Consider the following 20,022-nt stretch of genomic DNA (forward strand, 5'->3'; position numbering starts at 1 on the left):
GCCAGCCCACCGGCCGCGCTCGGTCAGCCGGCGGTGTGGCCGTGGTCGACGGTCTGGATGCTGCCGTGGAGCGATGAGGCATCGTCCGAGGCCAGGAACGCGATGACGGCGGCGACGCTGTCGGCACTCATGAAGCCACGCTTGGCGGCCACCCGCATGATCAGGTCGAAGTCGGCACCGTCCGGGATGCTGATGGTCTGCACCTGCGGCGTGTCCATCCCGCCGGGGCAGACGCAGTTCACCCGCAGCGGTGAGTCGAGGTATTCGACGGCGAGCGCCTTGGTGAGCCCGACGATGCCGTGCTTGGCGGCGGTGTATGCCGCCGAGTAGGCCTCGCCCATCACCCCGGCGACCGAGGCGACGTTGACGATGTTGCCGCCCGTGGCCAGCAGGTGCGGGATCGCGGCCCGGCTCAGGTGGAATGCCCCGCTGAGGTTGAGCGCGATGTCGGCGTCCCACTCCTCGTCGGTGACCTCGGTCGTCACCCGGAAGTCGTGTCGGCCGGCGTTGTTGACCAGCACGTCGAGCCGTCCGTACGCGTCGACAGCCGCCGCGACGGCGGATCGGCAGTCGTCAGCCGACGTGACGTCGAGTGGGTGGACCCGGACCTCGCCGGGCAGGTCCGCGCAGGCCGCGGCGACCTCCGCGAGCTTGCCCTGGTCGCGCGACGCGGCGAGCACGAGGCCGCCACCGGCGGCGAACCGGCGTGCGGTCGCGGCACCCAGCCCGGACGACGCCCCGGTGACCAGGATGCTGCGCCCGGCGAAGGTGCCGGTCATGAGCGGGCCACCGTCCCGTGACCTGCGACGAGCGGCAGCTCGAGCGCGGTGACGTGGCCGGGCCGCGCGGCGACGACGGCGGGCACGGCGTTGACCAGGCGCTGTGCCGTGATGATCATGCCGCTGACGTTGTGGTCCCCGTGCTCGCCATGGTGCGTCAGCTCGAGGTTCATCATCGGCTCGCCGACCACCTCGATGCGGTAGCAACCGTCGCCCTGGAGCGGGCTGGGCCACTCCGGCACCTGGTCGGGATGCGTGCGGGTGACGTGCTCGAGCACGACCCGCGGCTCACCGTCGACCGTGCCGATGACCTCGAACCTGACGGCCGCCATCGTCCCCGCCTCGATCTCGACGCTGACGGTGGACACGTCCTGCTCCGCCGGACGTCGGTCGACGGTCTCGACCAGCGGCTCGTCGAGGGTGAGGCCCAGCCCGGCAGCCAGCTGCCGCACGACGGGTCCCCACGCCATCGACAGCACGCCGGGCTTCCACAGCAGCACCTCGGCGTCGACGGGCTGCCCGAAGCCGAACATGTCGCGCATCGTCATGGGTTGGTAGTACGTCGAGTAGTCGGCGATCTCCGCGACCCGCAGCAGGTCGATCCGTTGGCTGAGGGACGTCAGCTGCAGCGGCAGGACGTCGTTGGCCCACCCCGGGTCGATGCCGTTGACGTGCAGGGTGGCGCCGCCGCGACGGCCGGCGTCCTCGATGCGCTGCCAGATCTCGGCCGGCAGAGCCGGGTTCGGGAACAGCAGGATGACCGGACCGCTGGCCACGACGTCGACGCCGGCGTTGAGCAGCCCGACGAGGTCGTCGATCGCCTCGAGCACCCGGTCGTCCGTCAGGGCGCAGTAGACGACGCAGTCCGGCCGGGTCGCCAGGACGGTGTCACGGTCGGTGCTGGCGGCGACGCCGAGGTCGCGCCCGAGGCCGGCGAGCTCACCGGCGTCCCGGCCGTCCTTGGCCGGGTCGCTGACCCACACGCCGACGAGCTCGAGCTCCGGGTTGCGGTCGATGCCGGCGATCGCGTGCCGGCCCAAGGTGCCGGTCGACCAGACGACGACGCGGAGCGTGGACATCAGCCGGCCGACAGGTGCGAGGGCAGGACGCAGGCGGCGTCGAGTCCGAGGACGCGGTTGAGGCGGCCGAACGCGAGCCACGAGCCGAGACACATGCTGAGCTCGACGACCTCGCGCTGGTCGTACGCGGCGAGCATCCGCGCCCAGAACGCGTCGTCGATGCTGTGGTGGTCGGTCGCGTACAGCTCGGCATACTCCGCCGCCAGCCTCGTACGCTCGTCGAACGCGTCGGTGGTGCGCCAGTCGCGCACGGCCTGGTCGAACGACTCCTCCACCGTGATGCCGTCGCGCTCGGTGCGCCAGTCCTGGCAGAACAGGCAGCCGTTGACCTGGGCGATCCGCAGGCGGGCCGCCTCGAACTCCCGCAGCCCGAGGGTGGAGTCGGAGTAGACCTTCAACGCCATCGTGGCCGCCGCTCCGCCGATGCCCGGGACCAGCTCACCCCAGACGTAGCCGATCGGGTCCTTGCCCTCGGGCACGTCGATGATCATGGAGCCAATCTAGAACGTGTTCCAGTTCTTGAGAAGGGTCAGACGGTGTAGCCGCCGTCGACGTCGAGCTTCTGGCCGGTGATGAAGCCGGCGCGGCTCGAGGCGAGGAAGCACACCGCCTCGGCGATGTCGGCGGCGTTGCCGAACCGCCGGAGCGGGATGTTGGTGCGGGTGATCGCCAGCGCACGCTCGTCGAGATCGCCCGAGTCGATCAGGCGGGCGGCCATGCCGTCGGTCAGCATGCCGGGTCCCACGGCGTTGACCCGCACCCCGAAGCGGCCCTCCTCGGCGGCGAGGCCGCGCACGAGCTGCTCGACCGCGCCCTTGGGCGCCGACGAGAGGCCGTCGCGCACGGGGAACCGCGCCGTCGCCGCGGTCGTGACGGCGACGATCGACCCCTGGGACTCCCGGAGCAGCGGCAGCGCGGGCTGCGCGAGGTTGAAGAAGCCGACGGCGTCCTGGGTGAGCTGCCCGGCGAAGTCGGCCGGCGACACGTTCGACAGGTGCACCATCGGGACGTGCGGGCCGGCGGCGTGGACGAGGGTGTGCAGGCCTCCGTACGTCTCGGCGACCGCCGCGACGAGGGCCGCGCACTGGTCGGCCGAGGTCACGTCGAGGGCGTGCGCCGAGGACCGTACGCCGATGGCCTCGGCCTCGGCTGCCACCGACCGGCCGGCGTCCGCGTTGCCCCGGTAGGTCAGCGCGACGTCGCTGCCTCGTGAGGCGAGCAGGCGGGCGATCGCGGCGCCCAGCCCTCCGCTGCCACCGACCACCAGGGCGGCACCCGGCGCGTCCGCGAAGTCGGTCGAGAGGTCGTGGCTCATGAGGTGCCGAACTCTACAGATCGGTTGTCCGATGTGTGCGAAACTGGTAGAACGTGTTCTAGATTTCTCCGTGGAGGTTGGCATGGGCGACGGGGCTGCGGAGGTTTCCTCCGGGCAGGCGTGGACTGACTTCTGTCGCGCGCTGGAGCAGGCGGGCGAGGTCGTCCTGCGTGACACCGCGCCGGACACGCCTCTCGACCGGGCCGAGGGTTACCGCTACCTGACCCGCCTGTTGCGCGAGATGCTCTACACGACGGTCGAGAACGCCGACCCCGACTTCCCGCGGCTGCACGAGCTGGACCGGGTCAAGCTCGGGGCCGACAACCCCGACAACGTCTACCTGTCGGCCAACATCCGGGGCGACCGGACGTACCGGATCACCGGGACGCGCGGCACCATCGCGTACTTCAGCATCGGCTCCAAGGCCAACCGGTACGCCATCGACGGCACGATGGCCTCGACCGGCGAGCTCTCGGACCGCGACCTCGTCGTCGAGCCGGACGGCACCGTCGAGATCATCGTCAGCGCCACGCCGCACGACAAGAACTGGCTGCCGCTCGCGCCCGACTCGACGGGCCTCGTGGTCCGCCAGACGTACCTCGACCGCACGACCGAGGTTCCGGGTCAGTGGCACATCGAGCGCGTCGGCGACCCCATCGAGCGCAAGGAGCTCGACCCCGCACACCTGGCCAAGGCCCTCGCCACGGCTGCCTTCTCGCTGCACGGCACCGCTGCCCTGTTCGCGAGCTGGACCGAGCTGTTCATGACCCGCCCGAACGAGATGCCCGACTTCGGGCAGGAGATGTTCCAGAAGGCCGGCGGCGATCCCGAGATCTTCTACCTCCACGGCTACTGGGCGCTCGAGCCCGGACAGGCCTGGGTGATCGAGACCGAGGTGCCGGACTGCCTCTACTGGAACTTCCAGCTCGACAACTGGTGGATGGAGTCGCTCGACCACGAGCGCAAGATCACGATCAACAAGCACACCGCACAGCTCGACGACGGCCGGCTGACGATCGTCGTGGCCGACCGCGACCCGGGCTGGGGCAACTGGATCGACACCGCCGGCCACACGAGCGGCACCGCGCTGCTGCGCTGGCTGGGCGCCGACCACCATCCCTTGCCGGAGTGCAAGGTGATCGACATGGAGGCTTCATGACCACCGCCGAGACCGCCCGCGTCCTGGACGCCGACGGGCTGCTCACCGCCGCCCGCGACAAGACCGGGCTCAGCGACTACGGCGACGAGTGGTTCGTCGAGCCGCTGCGCGTCCTGACGTCGTCGCTGGCCGACGAGGCCAGGCTGTCCGAGCTGGGCCTCGCGCTCACCCAGCAGCGGCTGGCCGCCCTGCTCGCCGACCGGCTGCGGCTGCGGCAGTACCAGAAGGACAACCCCGCCGTCCTCGACGAGCAGGTCATGGTCGCGGCCGAGATCTGCGGGCTGCCCCGCACCGGGTCCACCCTCCTGCACCGACTGCTGGCCTCGTCACCGCACGTGACGTCGACGCTGTCGTGGGAGACGTCCTACCTGCTGCCGTTCCCCGGCGAGGGCCCGGACGCCGAGCTGCGCAAGCAAAAGGCGCGTGACCGGTTCGCACTGTTCATGGAGATGGCTCCTGACTTCGGTGACATCCACACGATCGAGTGGGACGGGCCGGAGGAGGACGTCATCATCCTCGACCGGACCTTCACCTCGATGAGCTACGACTCGTTCTACTGGGTGCCGACGTACGGCGACTGGCTGCGCGACTTCGACCAGGCGCCGGCCTACCGCGAGCTCGAGGAGTGGCTGCAGGCGCTCCAGCACCAGGACCCGTCGCGCGCCGGCAAGCCGTGGGTCCTCAAGTCGCCGCACCACCTCACCGCCGTCGACACCGTGCTCGACACGTTCCCGGACTGCAAGATCGTCATGACGCACCGCTCGCCGAAGCAGGCCGTGCCGTCGTACGCCTCGATGGTCTGTGCGATCAGCGGGCAGTACAGCGACGACGTCGACCCGCTGCAGGTCGGGCCCTACTGGCGGGACCGCTTCGTGACGGCCTTGAGCGGACTCTCCGAGGTCCGCGACCGGCGCCCCGACCGCATCGTCGACGTGGGCTTCAAGGACCAGATGTCCGACCCGGTCGGGACCGCGTCCCGGGTCCTGGGCGAGCTGGGGCTCCCGGTCGACCGTGACGCGCTGGAGGCGTACATGGCCCGCAACCAGGAGCAGCGCCACGGCTCGCACACGTACACGGCCGAGGACTTCGGCCTCACCGAGGCCGGGCTCGAGCAGGACTTCGCGTTCTACCAGAAGGAGATTGCACCGTGATCCTCAACGATGAAGTGGTGATCGTGTCCGGCGTCGGGGCGGGACTCGGTGCGAAGCTGGCCGTCCGGGCGGCGGCCGAGGGCGCCAAGGTCGTGCTCGCTGCGCGGTCCGACGGGGTCACCGGACAGACCGTCAAGGAGATCACCGCTGCCGGCGGCGAAGCCGTTGCCGTGCAGTGCGACGTGCGCAGGACCGAGGACGTCGAGCGCGTCGTGGCGACGGCCGTCGAGCGCTTCGGCAAGGTCACCGGGCTCGTCAACAGCGCGTACGGACACCCCGGTTTCACCGATCTGCTCGACACGCCAGACAAGGCGCTGCGCCGGGCGATGGACATCATCTTGTACGGATCGCTGGAGATGAGCCGAGCGGTCGTGCCGCACATGACGGGCGGGGGATCGATCGTCAACGTGGGCACGATGTCCACGCGCGTCCCGCTGCGCGGCGAGGGCGGGTACGCGATGGCGAAGGCCGCCATGGGGTGTGCGTCCCAGTACATGGCGCTCGAGCTCGGCGAGAAGGGCATCCGGGTCAACCAGGCGATCATGGGCTGGCTCGACGGCCCGGGCGTCCGCTTCTACCTGACGATGACGGCCGAGGAGAAGGGCATCACCGAGCAGGACGTCTACGACGACATCGCCTCGCGCAACCCGCTCGGCCGGATCCCGACGGACGAGGCCTGCGCCGGCGCGATCCTCTACCTCCTGTCCGACCTGGCATCCGAGGTCACCGGTGCGGTGCTCGACGTCAACGGCGGCGAGTACATGCCGGCATGAGCACGCCGCCGACGCAGACCCACGTGATCAGCTCGGTGACCGTCGAGATCGACGCCCCGGCGTCCTTCGTCTGGGACGTGCTGGTCGACTACCCGCGCTACCCGGAGTGGAACCCGTACACGATCGCGGTCACGACGGCCCTCGAGGTGGGGGAGCGGATCGACCTGACGCTGCCCGAGCCGGACGGCTCCGGCACGTTCGTCAATCGCGAATACATCCGTGTCATCGACCCGCCCTACCACCTGCGCTACGACACGGGCGACGAGATGGAGGGGATCTTCGCGGTCCGCGACCAGTTCATCACCGAGCTCGGCCTCGACCGGTGCGCGTACGCCACGACGGACACGTTGAGCGGTGAGCACGCCGGGCTCGTGATGGAGCTGAACGGCGCGTGGGTCAAGGCCGGCTTCGACTCGGTCGCGCACGCCCTCAAGGCCCGTGCCGAGGCACTGCTGCCCTCCTGAGCGTCAGCGCAGGCGCGTCTTGCGCATCAGCTTGAGCGACATCTGGGTCTGCTTGGCATAGGCTTCGTACGTCTGGCCGGCCTTCGGCTCCATGACCTGCTTCTTGAGCAGCGCGATGTTCTGCGCGTCGGTGTACTTCAGCAGGCCCTGGTCGCCGTGCCGGGCGCCGACGCCGGACTGCTTGAGGCCGCCCGACGGGCTGCCCTTCGACGCGTACGCCGTGGCGAGGATGTCGTTGACGTTGACGTTGCCCGAATCGATGCGCCGCGCCACCGCGAGACCGTGCTGGGGGTCAGCGCTCCATACGCTGGCGTTGAGACCGTACTCGGTGTCGTTGGCCAGGGCGATGCCCTCGTCCTCGGTGTGGAAGCGGTAGAGGCCGACGACCGGGCCGAAGGTCTCGGTCGAGCCGGCGAGCATGTCCTTGGTGACGCCCTCGAGGATCGTCGGCTCGTAGAACGCCGGTCCGAGGTCGGGTCGGGCCTGGCCACCGGTGAGCACGGTCGCACCCTTGGCCTTGGCGTCCTCGACGTGGGCCGAGACGCGGTCGCGGTGGTCCACCGACACGAGCGAGCCGATGTCGGGCCCGAAGTCGTACGAGGCGCCGATCTTCATGGCCCTCGTCGCGGCGACGAATTTGTCGCGGAACTCGTCGTAGATCGAGTCGTGGACGTACAGGCGCTCGATGTGCATGCAGATCTGGCCGGAGTTGCCGAAGCCGCCGAACAGCGCCGCGTGGACGGCCTCGTCGACGTTGGCGTCCTCGAGGACCAGCATGGGGTTCTTGCCGCCGAGCTCGAGGCAGCAGCCGATGAGGTGCTTGCCGGCGAGCTCGCCGATGATGCGGCCGGTTGCGGTGGAGCCGGTGAACATGACGTAGTCGGCGTTCTCGAGCATCGGTCCGCCGACGTCGGGCCCCTCGCCGCACACGAACTGCACGAGACCCTTGGGCATGCCGGCCTGCTCCAGCAGGCGTACGCCCAGCAGGGGTGACAGCGCCGTCTTGTTGTCGGGCTTGACCACGACACCGTTGCCGGCGATCAGGGCCGGGATGGTGTCGGAGATCCCGGTGGCGAAGGGGAAGTTCCACGGCGCGATGATCGCGACGACGCCCTTGGGTCGGCGGACCTCGGTCGAGTGCGACAGCACCGGGATCGGGCCGGCGTGCTTGCGGTCCTTGAGCACCGACGGCGCGCGCTTGATGTAGTGGCTGGTCCCCATCGGGACGTCGCAGGACTCCTCGAACGCCATGCGCCGGTTCTTGCCGCTCTCGGCCTGGATGAGGTCGGTGATGAGGAACTGGTTCTCGATCACGAGGGCGTGGAACCGCTTGAGCACCTTGAGCCGCTTGCGCAGCGACCACGAGCCCCAGATCTGCTGCGCCGCGCGGGCGGTGTCGAACGCCTGCTTGATGTCGGTCGGCGAGGACTGCGGCAGCTCCACGAGGAGGTCACCGGTGTAGACCTCGGTGAGCTTCCACGTGTTGCCGGTCGTGCCGGGCACGCGCTGGACGAGGCTGTCCAGGAAGTCGGGAGTCAGGCTTGCCGGTCGTCGAGTGGTCATCGCAGGATCAGCTCCGCACACTTGTCGCCGATCATGATCGACGGGGCATTGGTGTTGCCGCCGATGATCGACGGCATGATCGAGGCATCGGCGACCCGCAGGCCGTCGATGCCGCGCACGCGCAGGTCCGGTCCGACGACCGCCCGCTCGTCGACGCCCATCCGGCAGGTGCCGACACCGTGGTAGACCGTGGTGGCCCGGTTGAGCACCTCGGTCTTCATGGCCTCGGAGTCGATCGCCGCGCCGGGGTGGAGCTCCGAGGTCACGTTGCCGCCGAACGCCGCCGACTTCATGATCTCGCGGATGATCTCGACGCCCTCGGTCAGCACCTGACGATCACCGGCCTCGGCGAGGTAGTTCATGTCGATCAGCGGTGCCGCGTTCGGGTCGTTCGACGCGAGGCGCAAGGTGCCCCGGCTGCGGGGATAGATCAGCGTCGACATCACGGTCAGCGCCCGGCGGCGGTCGACCTTGTGACGCTTGGGCGCGTCCTGGTTGGGCGACGGGTACGCCCAGGGCAGGACGTGGATCTGCAGGTCCGGCACGTCCGTCGCCAACGACGTACGCAGGAAGGCCACGGTCTCGAAGACCGAGTTCTCCAGGAACGAGCCGCCGACCGTGAGCTCCCGAGCAAGCCCGCGGGCGAAGTAGGAGGGGATGCCCCGGTGCAGCGCGTTGGGCATCAGCCACGTGGTGGGCACGAAGAGGTGGTCGTGCAGGTTGTCGCCCACGGGCAGGTCGGCCTTGACCTCGATGCCGTGCTCGGCGAGGTGGGCGGCCGGCCCGACGCCGGAGAGCATGAGGATCTGGGCCGAGCCGAACACGCCGGCGGAGAGGATGACCTCCTTGCCCGCGCGGACCGTGCGGCGGGCGCCGCCCTTGTCGACGACCTCGACCCCGGTGGCGCGGCCGTTCTCGATCACGACCTTCTGGACGTGGACCTGCGGCTGCACCTGGATCGTCGGCCAGCTGGTGTTGGTGAGGTAGCCCCGTGACGACGAGAAGCGCTTGCCCTGGAACGCGCTCTGCTGGAACCGGCTCACGCCCTCCTGCTCGGCGGCGTTGTAATCCTTGAGGATCTTGACGCCCAGCGTGTCGGCCGTCGCCTGCTCGAACTGCTGCGACGCCTCGGTGGGCTGCGTGTGGCGGGTGACCTTGATCGGCCCGCCCTCGCCGCGGTAGTCGTCGGCGCCGTCCTCGAAGTCCTCGACCTTCTTGTACGTCTCGTTGACCGAGTCCGCGTCCCACCCGGTGTTGCCCTCGGCGGCCCAGGAGTCGTAGTTGGCGCGGTTGCCGCGCACCCAGAGCAGGCCGTTGATCGAGCTGGAGCCGCCCACGACCTTGCCGCGGGTCTGCGGGATCACCCGGTTGTTCATGTGCTTCTGCGGGACGGTGTAGTAGCCCCAGTCCACCCGCTTCTTGATGCTCGGGTCGGCGTGCATCGGCCCGATCATGCCGGGCTTGGTGACCAGCATCGAGGTGTCCTTCTTGCCCGCCTCGAGCAGGATCACTGACGCTCCGGAGGCGGCCAGACGTGACGCGGCGGCGGCTCCTGCGCTGCCGGCACCGACCACGACGTAGTCGGCCTCGTCGCGCAGGGTCTCGTTCTTGGTCATGGCAGTCCTTCGGGTCAGATGCGTTCGATGATCGTGCCTGATGCCTGCGCCCCACCAGCACACATCGAGATCAGGGCAGTGCTCGCGTCCCGGCGCTCCAGCTCGTGCAGCGCGGTCGTGAGCAGTCGGGTGCCGGTCGAGCCGACGGGGTGGCCGAGCGCGATGGCGCCGCCGTTGACGTTGATCTTGTCCTCGGGCACGGCGTGGACCTTGGCCCACGACATCACGACCCCGGCGAAGGCCTCGTTGACCTCGCAGATGTCGATGTCGCCGATCGTCATGCCGGTGTCGGCGAGGAGCTTCTCGGTCGCCTGGACCGGCCCGTCGAGGTGGTAGTAGGGATCCGCGCCGACGAGGCACGAGGCGACGATCCGCGCCCTCGGCTTCAGACCGAGGGACGCGGCGAGGTCGGAGTCCATGAGCAGGAGCGCGGAGGCGCCGTCGGAGATCTGTGACGAGGTGCCGGCGGTGTGTGTGCCGTCAGGGAGGACGGGCTTCAGGCCGGCGAGCTTCTCGAGCGACGTCTCGCGGATGCCCTGGTCGGCGTCGACGAGCTGGGTGTCTCCCGTGGGCTGGCCCTCCTCGTCGAGGACGGGCGCCTTGACGGAGAAGATCTCGCGGGCGAACCGGCCCTCGTCACGGGCGGCGCGCGCCTTGTCCTGCGACCAAAGGCCGAACGCGTCGACCTCAGCCCTGGAGAAGCCGCGGTCGTGGACGATCCGGTCAGCGCCCTCGAACTGGTTGGGCAGGTCGATCGACCAGTCGTCGGGCCGGGGGGAGCCGGTGCCGGGAGGGACGTTGGCGCCGAGGGGGACGCGGGACATCGACTCGACGCCGCAGGCGATGCCGGCCTTGATCAGGCCGCCGGCGATCATGGCGTGCACCAGGTGGGTCGCCTGCTGGGCGGACGAGCACTGGGCGTCGATCTCGGTCGAGGCCGTGGCGTTAGGCAGCCCGGCGTGCATCCACGCACGGCGGACCATGTTGTTGGACTGCTCGCCGGCCTGCGTCACGCAACCGCCGATGACCTGCTCGACGAGCTCGGCGTCGATGCCGGCGCGGGCGATGACCTCGGACTGGGTCAGACCCAACAGCACGGCAGGGTGGACGCCGGCCAGCACGCCGTTCCTCTTGCCCTGGGGCGTGCGGACAGCGTCGACGATCACGGGGGTGCCCATGGAGCAAAACTAGAACACGTTCTCGTCTTGCACAAGCCTTTCGAAACGACGGAAGACATGTCAGGATGAACTAGAACGTGTTACAGAAATCTAGGAGCCCATGTGACCACGACGTCCGCCGCCCCCGCTGTTCCCAGCGGTTTCGATCCCACCGACCCTGACCTGTGCCAGGCGGGCGTGCCGCTCGATGAGTTCGCCGAGCTGCGTCGGACGGCCCCGGTCTGGTGGGTCGACCAGCCGCAGGAGTCGCGCGCCGGCATGAAGGGCGAGGGCTTCTGGGCCATCAGCAAGCACGCCGACGTCTCGGCGGTCTCCAAGGACAGCAAGAACTTCTCCAGCCAGGAGAACGGGGCGATCATCCGCTTCGCCCCCGACATGACCCGCGACCAGGTCGAGCTGCAGGGCATCATGCTGATCAACCAGGATCCGCCGGACCACACCAAGATCCGCCAGATCATCAGCCGCGGCTTCACCCCGCGCTCGATCAACGCCCAGCACGACGTCCTGGTCCAGCGGGCCAACAACATCGTCGACGAGGCCATCGCCAAGGGCTCCGGCGACTTCGTCGTCGAGGTGGCCTCGGAGCTGCCGCTGCAGGCGATCGCCGACCTGATGGGCGTGCCGCAGGAGGACCGCGGCAAGCTCTTCGACTGGTCCAACACGATGATGTCGTTCGACGACCCCGACTTCGAGGGCAACCCCGACGAGGCCGCCGCCGAGATCCTGGTCTACGCGATGGGACTCGCCGAGGAGCGCCGCAAGTACCCGCAGGACGACATCATCACCAAGCTCATCACCGCCGACGTCGACGGGCACGGCCAGCTCGGCGAGGACGAGTTCGGCTACTTCGTCATCATGCTGGCGGTGGCCGGCAACGAGACGACGCGCAACGCGATCACGCACGGCATGAACGCGTTCTTCCAGCACCCCGACCAGTGGGAGCTGTGGAAGGCCGAGCGCCCGTCGACGATGGTCGACGAGGTCATCCGCTGGGCGACGCCGGTCACGGTGTTCCAGCGCACAGCCATCAACGACGTCATGGTGGGCGACGTCGAGGTCAAGAAGGGTGAGCGCGTGGGCCTCTACTACGCCAGCGCCAACCACGACGAAGAGGTCTTCACCGACCCCGGGACGTTCGACATCACCCGCAGCCCCAACCCGCACCTGTCGTTCGGCGGCCACGGCGCGCACTACTGCATCGGCGCCAACCTGGCCCGCCTCGAGGTCGAGATCATGTTCAACACGCTCGCTGACCGGCTGCCCGACATCAAGCAGCTCGGCGAGGCCAGCCGCCTCCGCCATGGCTGGATCAACGGCATCAAGGAGCTCCCGGTCCAGTACGTCTGAGCGTCGGGAACGACTCCGTCGGAGCGCCTGACATCATGGGTCGTGATGACTGAACGCATCTCGGCCCAGCGCTCCATGCCGTTCCCGGCAAGCGAGATCTTTCCCGTCCTGACCGACCCCGAGGGCCACGTCGGGATCGACTCGAGCGGCATGCTGCAGGCCGCGACCGGTGATGGGGTGTCCGCCCTGGGCGACTCCTTCATCGTGCACATGGACCGCGAGGCGCTCGGCGACCTGCCGATGGGCACGTACGACGTACGCGTCATCATCACGGCTCTCGAGCAGGACGTCGCGATCGAGTGGACGATCGAGGGCACCGTGAAGCCGCCCATCGGCCACGTCTACGGTTACGAGCTCTCGCCGGCGACGGGCGGCGGCACCGTGGTCACGTCCTACTGCGACTGGTCGCGGGCCGCGCCGGAATGGAAGCCGATCTTTCCCGTGATCGACCAGAAGGCGCTGCGGGCGTCGCTGGGCCTGCTGGAGAGGGCCGTCCGACGCGGCTACCCTCGGCCGGGTCCGCCGTTGTCGTCCGAGGACTAGTGGTCGGGCTTGTCGGAGCCGACGACCCACATCGCGAAGAACTGTGAGCCACCGCCGTACGCATGACCGAGCGCCTTGCGGGCGCCATCGACCTGGTGCTCACCGGCCTCCCCCATGACCTGGAGCGCTGCCTCGCCGAAGCGCAGCATGCCGCTGGCACCGATGGGGTTCGACGACAGCACGCCGCCGCTCATGTTGACCGGGATGCGCCCCTCGATGCGGGTCTCACCGGCCTCGGTGAGCTTCCAGCCCTCACCGGCCTCGGCGAACCCGAGGTTCTCGAGCCACATCGGCTCGAACCACGAGAAGGGCACATAGATCTCCGCGCAGTCGATCTCGTCGATGGGGGAGGAGATGCCGGCCTGCTTCCAGAGGGCGGCGGCGGCCTCGCGACCGGCGTGCGGGTTGACCTGGTCGCGCTCGGCGGCCGTGGTCGGCTCGCTGCGCATCTGGGTGCCGTGGATCCAGGCCGGGTTCTTGATGCCGGACCGCTCGACGGCGTCCTCGGACGCGATGACCAGGGCGCACGCGCCGTCGGACGACGGGCACGTCTCGTCGTACCGGATCGGGTCCCAGAGCATCTGCGACGCCATGACCGACTCGAAGGTCGTGTCGGGGTTCTGCAGGTGGGCGTACGGGTTCTTGAGCGCGTTCTGTCGGTCCTTGACCGCGACGATCGCGCCGATGTGGTTCGGTGCCTCCGAGCGGCGGATGTACGACCGCACGTGGGGCGCGAAGTAGCCGCCGGCGCCGGCGTGCACCGGCATGATGAACGGGACGGGGATCGACAGCGCCCACATCGCGTTGGACTCCGACTGCTTCTCGAAGGCGACGGTGAGGACGCGCTCGTGGATGCCGGCCTCGACCAGCGACGCGGCGACGATCGCCGTCGAGCCGCCGACGGAGCCGGCCGTGTGCACGCGCAGCAGCGGCTTGCCGGCTGCGCCCAGCGCCTCGGCGAGATAGAGCTCGGGCATCATGACGCCCTCGAACAGGTCCGGCGCCTTGCCGATGACGATCGCGTCGATGTCGGCGAACGTCAGCTCGGCATCAGCCAGAGCACGGTCGACGGCCTCACGCAGCAGGCCGGCCATCGACACGTCCGAGCGCTTGGCGCGGTGGTGCGTCTGGCCGACTCCGACCACAGCTGCCAAGGTCGTCATGCCCGTCCCTCCATCGTGAGTACGAGGTTCTGTTGCAGGGCCGGTCCTGAGGTGGCGTGCGCGAGGGCTCGCTGGGAGGTGCCGGCCCACACCTGCTTCGCCGCCTCGCCGATCCGGTTGAGCCCCGCGGTGAACATCGGGTTGGCCGTGAGCGCCCCGCCCGACGGGTTGACGCGCACGTCGTCACCGAGCCCGAGGGCCGAGCCGAGGATCAGCTCCTGGTGGGAGAACGGCGCGTGGAGCTCGGCGAGGTCGATGCCGTCGACGCCGGCAGCGGCACCGGCCGCCGCGGTGCTGGAGGACACCGTGAGGTCACGGGTGCCGAGTGCGCCGGGCTCGATGCGGTGCTCGAAGCCGGTGATCCAGGCCGCCTGGCCCGGCAGACGGTCGAATGCCGGGGTGTCAGCTGCGGAGATCACGATCGCCGCGGCGCCGTCAGAGACCGGGGCGCAGTCCCAGCGGCGCAGCGGATCGGCGTACATCGGCTGGGCCAGGACGTCGTCGACCGTGGTGGCACCTGCCCGGATCGCGTGCTGGTTGTCGGCCGCGTCGCTCATCGAACGGGCCACGACGGCCGCCATCTGGCCCTCGTCCCACTGGCCGTCGTCGATCCCGGCGCGGGCCTGCAGGCCCGCGACCGACACGGCGTCGGCCCAGAGGGGCGTGACGGTGTAGGGGTCCATCTGCAGCGACATGACGCGGCGCAGCTGGCCGGCGCTCGACTTGCCGAAGCCGTAGACGAGCGCCGTGTCGACCAGCCCGGTCTGGATCTTGACCCAGGCCTCATACAGCGCCCAGGCAGCGTCCATCTCGACGTGCGACTCCATGACCGGGGGCAGCGCGCCGATCGCGTCGACGGCCGAGACGAAGGAGAACGCCCGCCCGGCGAGATAGTCGCTCGACCCTGAGCACCAGAAGCCGATGTCGGACTTGGTCCAACCGGTCTGCTCGAACAGCTCCGCGAAGATCGGCACGAGCAGCTCCACGCACGTGGGGGAGCCGTCGAACTCCTTCATCTGTCGCTGGGCGAACCCGACGATGGCCACATCTCTCATAGGTGCACCTTGTAGGTCTCGTAGTCGGCGTCGGGCTCACCCGTCGGCTCGAAGTGGCTGATGTTGGCGATCGTCGTGCCCCACTCGTCGCGCGGCTTCCACACCGCCTTGACCCGCAGGCCCATGCGTACGTCAGCGGCCTCGATGCCGAGGATGAGGTGCAGGAAGGCGATGTCGGCGCCGTCGAGGAGGACGTAGGCCGACACGTACGGGATCGGGATCTGCTGACCGGTGAACGGCACGTTGACGATGCAGAACGTGGTGACCGTGCCGTGGTCGGCGACCTCCACCTCGTCGGTGGTCGGCACCCCGTCGACGGGGCACGCACCACGCGGCGGGACGTAGACCTTCGCGCACACCGGGCAGCGCTGGCCGATGAGCTTGCCGTCGGCCAGGCCGCGGAAGAACTTCGACTCCTCGGGCGAGGCCGCGTAGTCGTACGCCAGGTTGACCGGGGCGATGATGCCGGAGACGGCTTCGCCCTCGGGTCCGGGCGAGCTTGCCGGTCCGTCGCCCTCGGGCTCGAACCAGCTGATGTCGGTGATGGCCCCGACCGTCTCGTCGGCCCAACGGGCGCGGACGCGCATCCCGGTCTCGATCGCGTCGGGGCTGTCGACGGCGACGGCGTGCAGGAGGGGACGGTCGGCGCCGTCGAGCACGATCTGCGCGAACGCGAAGGGGCGGTCGAGGGGTTGGCCGGCGACCGGCTCGGGCACCCAGACCCAGCTCTGCACCGTGCCCTCGCTGGCGACCGGCACGAGCTCGGTGACGGCGTCGTACGTCTGCGGGTCGTACTCCGGCGGCGGCACGGCCACCGTCCCGTCGGACAGGACGCCGCCGAGCACCTGTCGTCGTCTGAGCCCGCTGATGAACTCCGACAAGGTGGGGCCGAGCGACCGGGTGTAGTCGAACTCGACCTTCATGGGCGCATGCAGGGTCCCGACGTCAGTCATGCCAAAGCCCCCGAGAAGAACCCACGATACGGAGGCGTTGGCATGAGTCCCTCATGATTCACTCGCTGGCGCTCGCTCATGGCAGAAGTGAAACATGTTCTAGTTTTAGCGGCAAGTGGTTGTCTGCAGCACCTACCTCAAAAGTAGAACGTGTTCTACAATCGCCAGCATGATCTCGTCGGACGCCATCCACTGGAACGCCCCCAACGACCCGCATCCAGCCCGCTCCGCCTCGCAGCGCTCCTACTCCGCCGTCGCCAAGGGCGACCTCGAGGAGTGGTTGACCGTGTACGCCGAGGACGCCGTGATCGAAGACCCTGTCGGGCCGTCGATGTTCGACGAGGAGGGCAAGGGCCACCGCGGGCATGACGGCATCCGGGCGTTCTGGGAGGCCGCGATCGCCCCCATCGACCGGTTCGAGTTCGAGATCGACGACTCGTTCGCCAATCCTGCCGGCAACACGTGCGCCAACATCGGGCGCATCACGACGTCGTTCGCCGACGGCAGCCACACCACGACGGACCTGATCATGGTCTACGTCGTGAACGACGACGGACGGGTCGCCTCGATGAAGGCCTACTGGGAGCCCGACCGCACCATGGCGTCATTCACCAAGGGAGAGACCGCATGACCGTGTTCGGAGAGAACATCCTGGAGGGCAAGGTCGCGTACGTCGCGGGCGGCACGCGGGGGTTCAACCTCGCGATCGCCAAGCGGTACGCCTCGCAGGGCGCCAAGGTCGTCGTGATGAGCCGTGACGTCGAGCGGTGCGCGTCGGCGGCCAAGGAGATCACCGAGGAGGGCGGCGAGGCGCTGGGCCTGCCGGCCGACGCCCGCGACTACGACCGGGTCGCCGAGACGATGCAGGAGACCGCCGACACGTTCGGCGGCATCGACATCGTCGTCGCCGGGCAGGCCGGCAACTTCTACGCCCCCGCCCTCGGCATGTCGTCCAAGGCGTTCCAGTCCGTCGTCGACATCGACCTGATGGGCACCTTCAACCTCTACCGCGCGAGCTTCGAGCACCTGAGAGCCCCCGGCGCGTCGCTGATCGCGATCACGGCGCCCGAGGCGGTCAAACCGCTGGCGTTCCAAAGCCATGTCTGCGCCTCCAAGGCCGCGGTCAACATGCTGACGAAGTGCCTCGCGCTCGAGTGGGGACCCGCCGGAGTCCGCGTCAACGGCATCAGCCCGGGCCCGATCGAGGACACCTGGGGGATGGACAACGTCATCGCGACGATGCCGGGCATCAAGGAGACCATCACGGCCTCGACACCGCTGCGCCGCTGGGGCACGCACGCCGACATCGCCGACGCGGCGCTGTTCCTGGCCTCGGACGCCTCGTCGTACGTCACCGGCACGATCCTCGACGTCGACGGCGGCATCACGATCAACACCGTGGGCGGCGAGCGTGACGCCATCAACTTCAAGGACGATCCGCGGGTCAAGGGCCCCGGCAAGGGGGCTCGCTGACATGACGCTCGATCCAGACATCCACCGCGGCCCCCACTCGGGCCAGATGCTGCTCGACTCCCTCAAGCGGCACCGCAACGCCTCGGTCATGCAGCTGGGGGAACGCAACATCACCGGCCAGGAGATGGCCGACGAGATGAGTCGCTACGTCCGCGCGCTCGAGGACATGGGCGCCGGGACCGGCACGGCCGTCGGCCTCCTGGCCGCCAACCGTCCTGAGGTGCTGTTCCTGATCGGCGCGGGCCAGACGCAGGGCTACCGCCGTACGGCGCTGCACCCGCTCGGCTCTCTGGACGACCATGCGTACGTGCTCGACGACGCCGGCGTGACGGCCCTGATCGTCGACAACATCCCGGCGTTCCTCGAGCGGGCCGAGGCCCTCAAGGAGCGCGTGCCGTCGCTCACGACCGTCATCACGATCGACGACCTGGCCGCTAAGGCCGCGACCTACGACGTCGAGCCGCTGACCGCCAAGGACCTGCCGCCGGACCACGTCGTCGGCATCACCTACACCGGAGGCACCACCGGCAAGCCCAAGGGCGTCATCGGGACGGCGTCGAGCATCGCCGCGATGACCAAGGTGCAGCTCGCCGAGTGGGAGTGGCCCGAGGCGCCGACGTTCCTCATCTGCACGCCGCTGTCGCACGCGGGTGCGGCGTTCTTCGCCCCGACCGTGGCCAAGGGCGGCCGGCTCGTCGTGCTGCCCGGGTTCGACCCGGCGACGGTGCTCCGCACGATCGAGGAGGAGCGGATCACCGCGACGATGCTCGTGCCGAGCATGCTCTACGCCTTGATGGACCACCCGGACTCGCACACCCGTGACCTGTCGAGCCTCGAGACCGTCTACTACGGAGCGGCGGCGATCAACCCCACGCGCCTGGCCGAGGCGATCGACCGGTTCGGCAAGATCTTCGCGCAGTACTTCGGCCAGTCCGAGTGCCCCATGGTGATCTCCTACCTCGCCAAGGCCGACCACACCCCCGAGCGGCTCGCGAGCTGTGGACGTCCCAGCGCCTTCCTGCGCACCGCGCTGCTGGGCGAGGACGGGCAGCCGGTGGCGCAGGGCCAGCCGGGCGAGATCTGCGTGGCCGGTCCCGTGCTCGCGGGCGGCTACTGGAACAAGCCCGAGGAGACCGCCGAGGCGTTCCACGACGGCTGGCTGCACACCGGTGACGTGGCGCGCGAGGACGAGGACGGCTTCTGGTACATCGTCGACCGCATCAAGGACATGATCGTCAGCGGTGGCTTCAACGTCTTCCCGCGAGAGGTCGAGGACGTCGTCGCCGAGCACCCGGCGGTCGCCCAGGTCGGCGTGATCGGCACGCCTCACGAGAAGTTCGGCGAGGCCGTGACGGCGGTCGTGGTGCTGCGCGAGGACGCCAAGCGCGACGGCCGCTCGTTGAGCGAGATCAAGGCCGAGATCCAGGCGTCGGTCAAGGAGCGCAAGGGCGCGGTTCAAGCCCCCAAGGAGGTCATCATCGCGGACTCGCTGCCGCTGACGGCCCTCGGCAAGCCCGACAAGAAGGCCCTGCGCGCCCAGTTCTGGACCGGGGACCGCAACGTCGGCTGACCCTCGCCGCGTGGTCGGCGCTACTTGCCCTGGAACTGGGGGGTGCGGCGTTCGGCGAACGCCCGGGGGCCCTCCTTGGCGTCCTCGGACGCGAAGACGGCGGCGCCGACGGCAGCATCGTCCTTCCAGCAGTCGTCCTCGTGCTTGCCCTCGGAGTCGCGGATCGTCTTGAGCACGGCCTGCACGGCCAGGGGACCGTTGGCCGCGATCAGGTCCGCGATCTCGTGCGCCTTGGCGAGCGCCTCGCCGTCGGGCACGACGTGACCGATCAGGCCGATCTCCTTGGCCTCGGGCGCCTTGATGTGACGGCCGGTGAGCAGCAGGTCGGCGGCGACCGTGTACGGGAGCTGGCGCGGGAGGCGTACGGCCGAACCGCCCAGCGGGTAGAGGCCCCACTTGGGCTCGGAGACGCCGAAGCGCGCCGACTCTCCCGCGACGCGGATGTCGGTGGCCTGCAGGATCTCGGTGCCGCCGGCGATCGCGGGACCCTCGACGGCCGCGATGAGCGGCTTGGTCAGCCGGAAGCCCTTGAGGAGCGGCTTGATGATCGAGGGGTCGAACTCGCCGGACTCGAACTTGTCCGACGGCGAGGACGACGACATCGACTTGAGGTCGGCGCCGGCGCAGAAGTAGCCGCCCGCACCCGTCAGGATCACGACCTTGACGTCGGGGTCGGAGTTGGTCCGGTCCCACGCGTCGCCCATGATGGCGAGCATCTCGCCGGACAGCGCGTTGCGCGCCTCGGGACGGTTCATCGTGACGACCAGGGTGTTGCCTTGGAGCTCGACCAGGCAGTGGGCAGCGGTGGATGACATATCGAGAGCGTAGTCAAAAACGAGAA

At 69.3% G+C, this 20,022-nt stretch carries 20 protein-coding genes; 9 read left to right on the forward strand and 11 right to left on the reverse strand.

Annotated elements, in window-relative coordinates:
* Nucleotides 1-23: 23 nt before the first annotated feature.
* The 4 genes from AB0N22_RS13780 to AB0N22_RS13795 are packed head-to-tail and all read right to left on the reverse strand — an operon-like array spanning nucleotide 24 to nucleotide 3,173.
* Nucleotides 24-779: an SDR family oxidoreductase gene (locus tag AB0N22_RS13780; RefSeq protein ID WP_364641132.1), complete on the reverse strand. Its 756-nt coding sequence runs from the start codon at nucleotides 777-779 to the stop codon at nucleotides 24-26.
* The gene (locus AB0N22_RS13785) at nucleotides 776-1,858 is read right to left on the reverse strand and encodes a diacylglycerol kinase (RefSeq protein ID WP_364641135.1); all 1,083 of its coding nucleotides are present in this window, start codon (nucleotides 1,856-1,858) and stop codon (nucleotides 776-778) included. The genes AB0N22_RS13780 and AB0N22_RS13785 overlap by 4 nt, the downstream gene beginning before the upstream one ends.
* Nucleotides 1,858-2,349 (reverse strand): carboxymuconolactone decarboxylase family protein, encoded by a 492-nt coding sequence (locus AB0N22_RS13790; RefSeq protein WP_364641137.1) that lies wholly within the window; start codon nucleotides 2,347-2,349, stop codon nucleotides 1,858-1,860. Before AB0N22_RS13790 ends, AB0N22_RS13785 begins: the two co-directional genes overlap by 1 nt.
* A gap of 38 nt (nucleotides 2,350-2,387) precedes the next feature.
* On the reverse strand, nucleotides 2,388-3,173 hold the full coding sequence (locus tag AB0N22_RS13795; protein WP_364641139.1) for an SDR family oxidoreductase: 786 nt from the start codon (nucleotides 3,171-3,173) through the stop codon (nucleotides 2,388-2,390).
* Between the two features lie 82 nt (nucleotides 3,174-3,255).
* Between AB0N22_RS13795 and AB0N22_RS13800 the strand changes: the two genes are divergently transcribed.
* From AB0N22_RS13800 to AB0N22_RS13815, 4 genes are read left to right on the forward strand one after another with little or no spacing between them, the layout of a single operon-like run.
* Nucleotides 3,256-4,332 carry a DUF1214 domain-containing protein gene (locus AB0N22_RS13800; RefSeq protein ID WP_364641141.1) on the forward strand — a complete coding sequence of 359 codons (1,077 nt, stop codon included), beginning with the start codon at nucleotides 3,256-3,258 and terminating at the stop codon, nucleotides 4,330-4,332.
* The gene (locus AB0N22_RS13805) at nucleotides 4,329-5,483 is read left to right on the forward strand and encodes a sulfotransferase (RefSeq protein ID WP_364641144.1); all 1,155 of its coding nucleotides are present in this window, start codon (nucleotides 4,329-4,331) and stop codon (nucleotides 5,481-5,483) included. Before AB0N22_RS13800 ends, AB0N22_RS13805 begins: the two co-directional genes overlap by 4 nt.
* Complete coding sequence (locus AB0N22_RS13810; RefSeq protein WP_364641146.1) at nucleotides 5,480-6,256, forward strand: SDR family oxidoreductase; 777 nt, start codon at nucleotides 5,480-5,482, stop codon at nucleotides 6,254-6,256. The genes AB0N22_RS13805 and AB0N22_RS13810 overlap by 4 nt, the downstream gene beginning before the upstream one ends.
* The gene (locus AB0N22_RS13815; protein WP_364641149.1) at nucleotides 6,253-6,720 is read left to right on the forward strand and encodes an SRPBCC domain-containing protein; all 468 of its coding nucleotides are present in this window, start codon (nucleotides 6,253-6,255) and stop codon (nucleotides 6,718-6,720) included. Before AB0N22_RS13810 ends, AB0N22_RS13815 begins: the two co-directional genes overlap by 4 nt.
* A gap of 3 nt (nucleotides 6,721-6,723) precedes the next feature.
* Here the strand turns inward: AB0N22_RS13815 and AB0N22_RS13820 are convergent, their stop codons facing one another.
* From AB0N22_RS13820 to AB0N22_RS13830, 3 genes are read right to left on the reverse strand one after another with little or no spacing between them, the layout of a single operon-like run.
* Nucleotides 6,724-8,283 carry a succinic semialdehyde dehydrogenase gene (locus AB0N22_RS13820; RefSeq protein ID WP_364641152.1) on the reverse strand — a complete coding sequence of 520 codons (1,560 nt, stop codon included), beginning with the start codon at nucleotides 8,281-8,283 and terminating at the stop codon, nucleotides 6,724-6,726.
* The gene (locus AB0N22_RS13825; RefSeq protein WP_364641155.1) at nucleotides 8,280-9,899 is read right to left on the reverse strand and encodes a GMC family oxidoreductase N-terminal domain-containing protein; all 1,620 of its coding nucleotides are present in this window, start codon (nucleotides 9,897-9,899) and stop codon (nucleotides 8,280-8,282) included. The genes AB0N22_RS13820 and AB0N22_RS13825 overlap by 4 nt, the downstream gene beginning before the upstream one ends.
* 14 nt (nucleotides 9,900-9,913) lie before the next feature.
* Nucleotides 9,914-11,077, reverse strand: a complete 1,164-nt coding sequence (locus AB0N22_RS13830) for a steroid 3-ketoacyl-CoA thiolase (protein ID WP_364641158.1) — start codon at nucleotides 11,075-11,077, stop codon at nucleotides 9,914-9,916.
* Nucleotides 11,078-11,179: 102 nt separating this feature from the next.
* Between AB0N22_RS13830 and AB0N22_RS13835 the strand changes: the two genes are divergently transcribed.
* Both AB0N22_RS13835 and AB0N22_RS13840 read left to right on the forward strand, forming a co-directional pair.
* Entirely contained in the window at nucleotides 11,180-12,424 is a 1,245-nt protein-coding gene (locus AB0N22_RS13835; protein ID WP_364641161.1) for a cytochrome P450, read from the forward strand.
* Nucleotides 12,425-12,469: 45 nt separating this feature from the next.
* Nucleotides 12,470-12,967 (forward strand): polyketide cyclase, encoded by a 498-nt coding sequence (locus AB0N22_RS13840; RefSeq protein WP_364641164.1) that lies wholly within the window; start codon nucleotides 12,470-12,472, stop codon nucleotides 12,965-12,967.
* Here AB0N22_RS13840 and AB0N22_RS13845 read toward each other — a convergent pair.
* From AB0N22_RS13845 to AB0N22_RS13855, 3 genes are read right to left on the reverse strand one after another with little or no spacing between them, the layout of a single operon-like run.
* On the reverse strand, nucleotides 12,964-14,130 hold the full coding sequence (locus tag AB0N22_RS13845; RefSeq protein ID WP_364641167.1) for a thiolase domain-containing protein: 1,167 nt from the start codon (nucleotides 14,128-14,130) through the stop codon (nucleotides 12,964-12,966). The two genes, AB0N22_RS13840 and AB0N22_RS13845, sit on opposite strands and share 4 nt — an antisense overlap.
* Complete coding sequence (locus tag AB0N22_RS13850) at nucleotides 14,127-15,185, reverse strand: thiolase domain-containing protein (protein WP_364641170.1); 1,059 nt, start codon at nucleotides 15,183-15,185, stop codon at nucleotides 14,127-14,129. The genes AB0N22_RS13845 and AB0N22_RS13850 overlap by 4 nt, the downstream gene beginning before the upstream one ends.
* Nucleotides 15,182-16,138 carry an OB-fold domain-containing protein gene (locus tag AB0N22_RS13855; protein ID WP_364641173.1) on the reverse strand — a complete coding sequence of 319 codons (957 nt, stop codon included), beginning with the start codon at nucleotides 16,136-16,138 and terminating at the stop codon, nucleotides 15,182-15,184. The genes AB0N22_RS13850 and AB0N22_RS13855 overlap by 4 nt, the downstream gene beginning before the upstream one ends.
* Nucleotides 16,139-16,307: 169 nt before the next feature.
* On the opposite strand from AB0N22_RS13855, the gene AB0N22_RS13860 reads away from it, so the two are divergent.
* The 3 genes from AB0N22_RS13860 to fadD8 are packed head-to-tail and all read left to right on the forward strand — an operon-like array spanning nucleotide 16,308 to nucleotide 19,181.
* Nucleotides 16,308-16,769 (forward strand): nuclear transport factor 2 family protein, encoded by a 462-nt coding sequence (locus AB0N22_RS13860; RefSeq protein WP_364641176.1) that lies wholly within the window; start codon nucleotides 16,308-16,310, stop codon nucleotides 16,767-16,769.
* The gene (locus tag AB0N22_RS13865) at nucleotides 16,766-17,611 is read left to right on the forward strand and encodes an SDR family oxidoreductase (protein WP_364641179.1); all 846 of its coding nucleotides are present in this window, start codon (nucleotides 16,766-16,768) and stop codon (nucleotides 17,609-17,611) included. Before AB0N22_RS13860 ends, AB0N22_RS13865 begins: the two co-directional genes overlap by 4 nt.
* 1 nt (nucleotide 17,612) lies before the next feature.
* Nucleotides 17,613-19,181: a fatty-acid--CoA ligase FadD8 gene (fadD8, locus tag AB0N22_RS13870; protein ID WP_364641182.1), complete on the forward strand. Its 1,569-nt coding sequence runs from the start codon at nucleotides 17,613-17,615 to the stop codon at nucleotides 19,179-19,181.
* 20 nt (nucleotides 19,182-19,201) lie between these two features.
* Here fadD8 and AB0N22_RS13875 read toward each other — a convergent pair whose 3' ends face one another.
* Nucleotides 19,202-19,996 (reverse strand): crotonase/enoyl-CoA hydratase family protein, encoded by a 795-nt coding sequence (locus AB0N22_RS13875; protein ID WP_364641185.1) that lies wholly within the window; start codon nucleotides 19,994-19,996, stop codon nucleotides 19,202-19,204.
* Nucleotides 19,997-20,022: the final 26 nt, after the last annotated feature.

The sequence above is a fragment of the Aeromicrobium sp. NPDC092404 genome (assembly GCF_040684095.1).
Lineage (GTDB): Bacteria > Actinomycetota > Actinomycetes > Propionibacteriales > Nocardioidaceae > Aeromicrobium.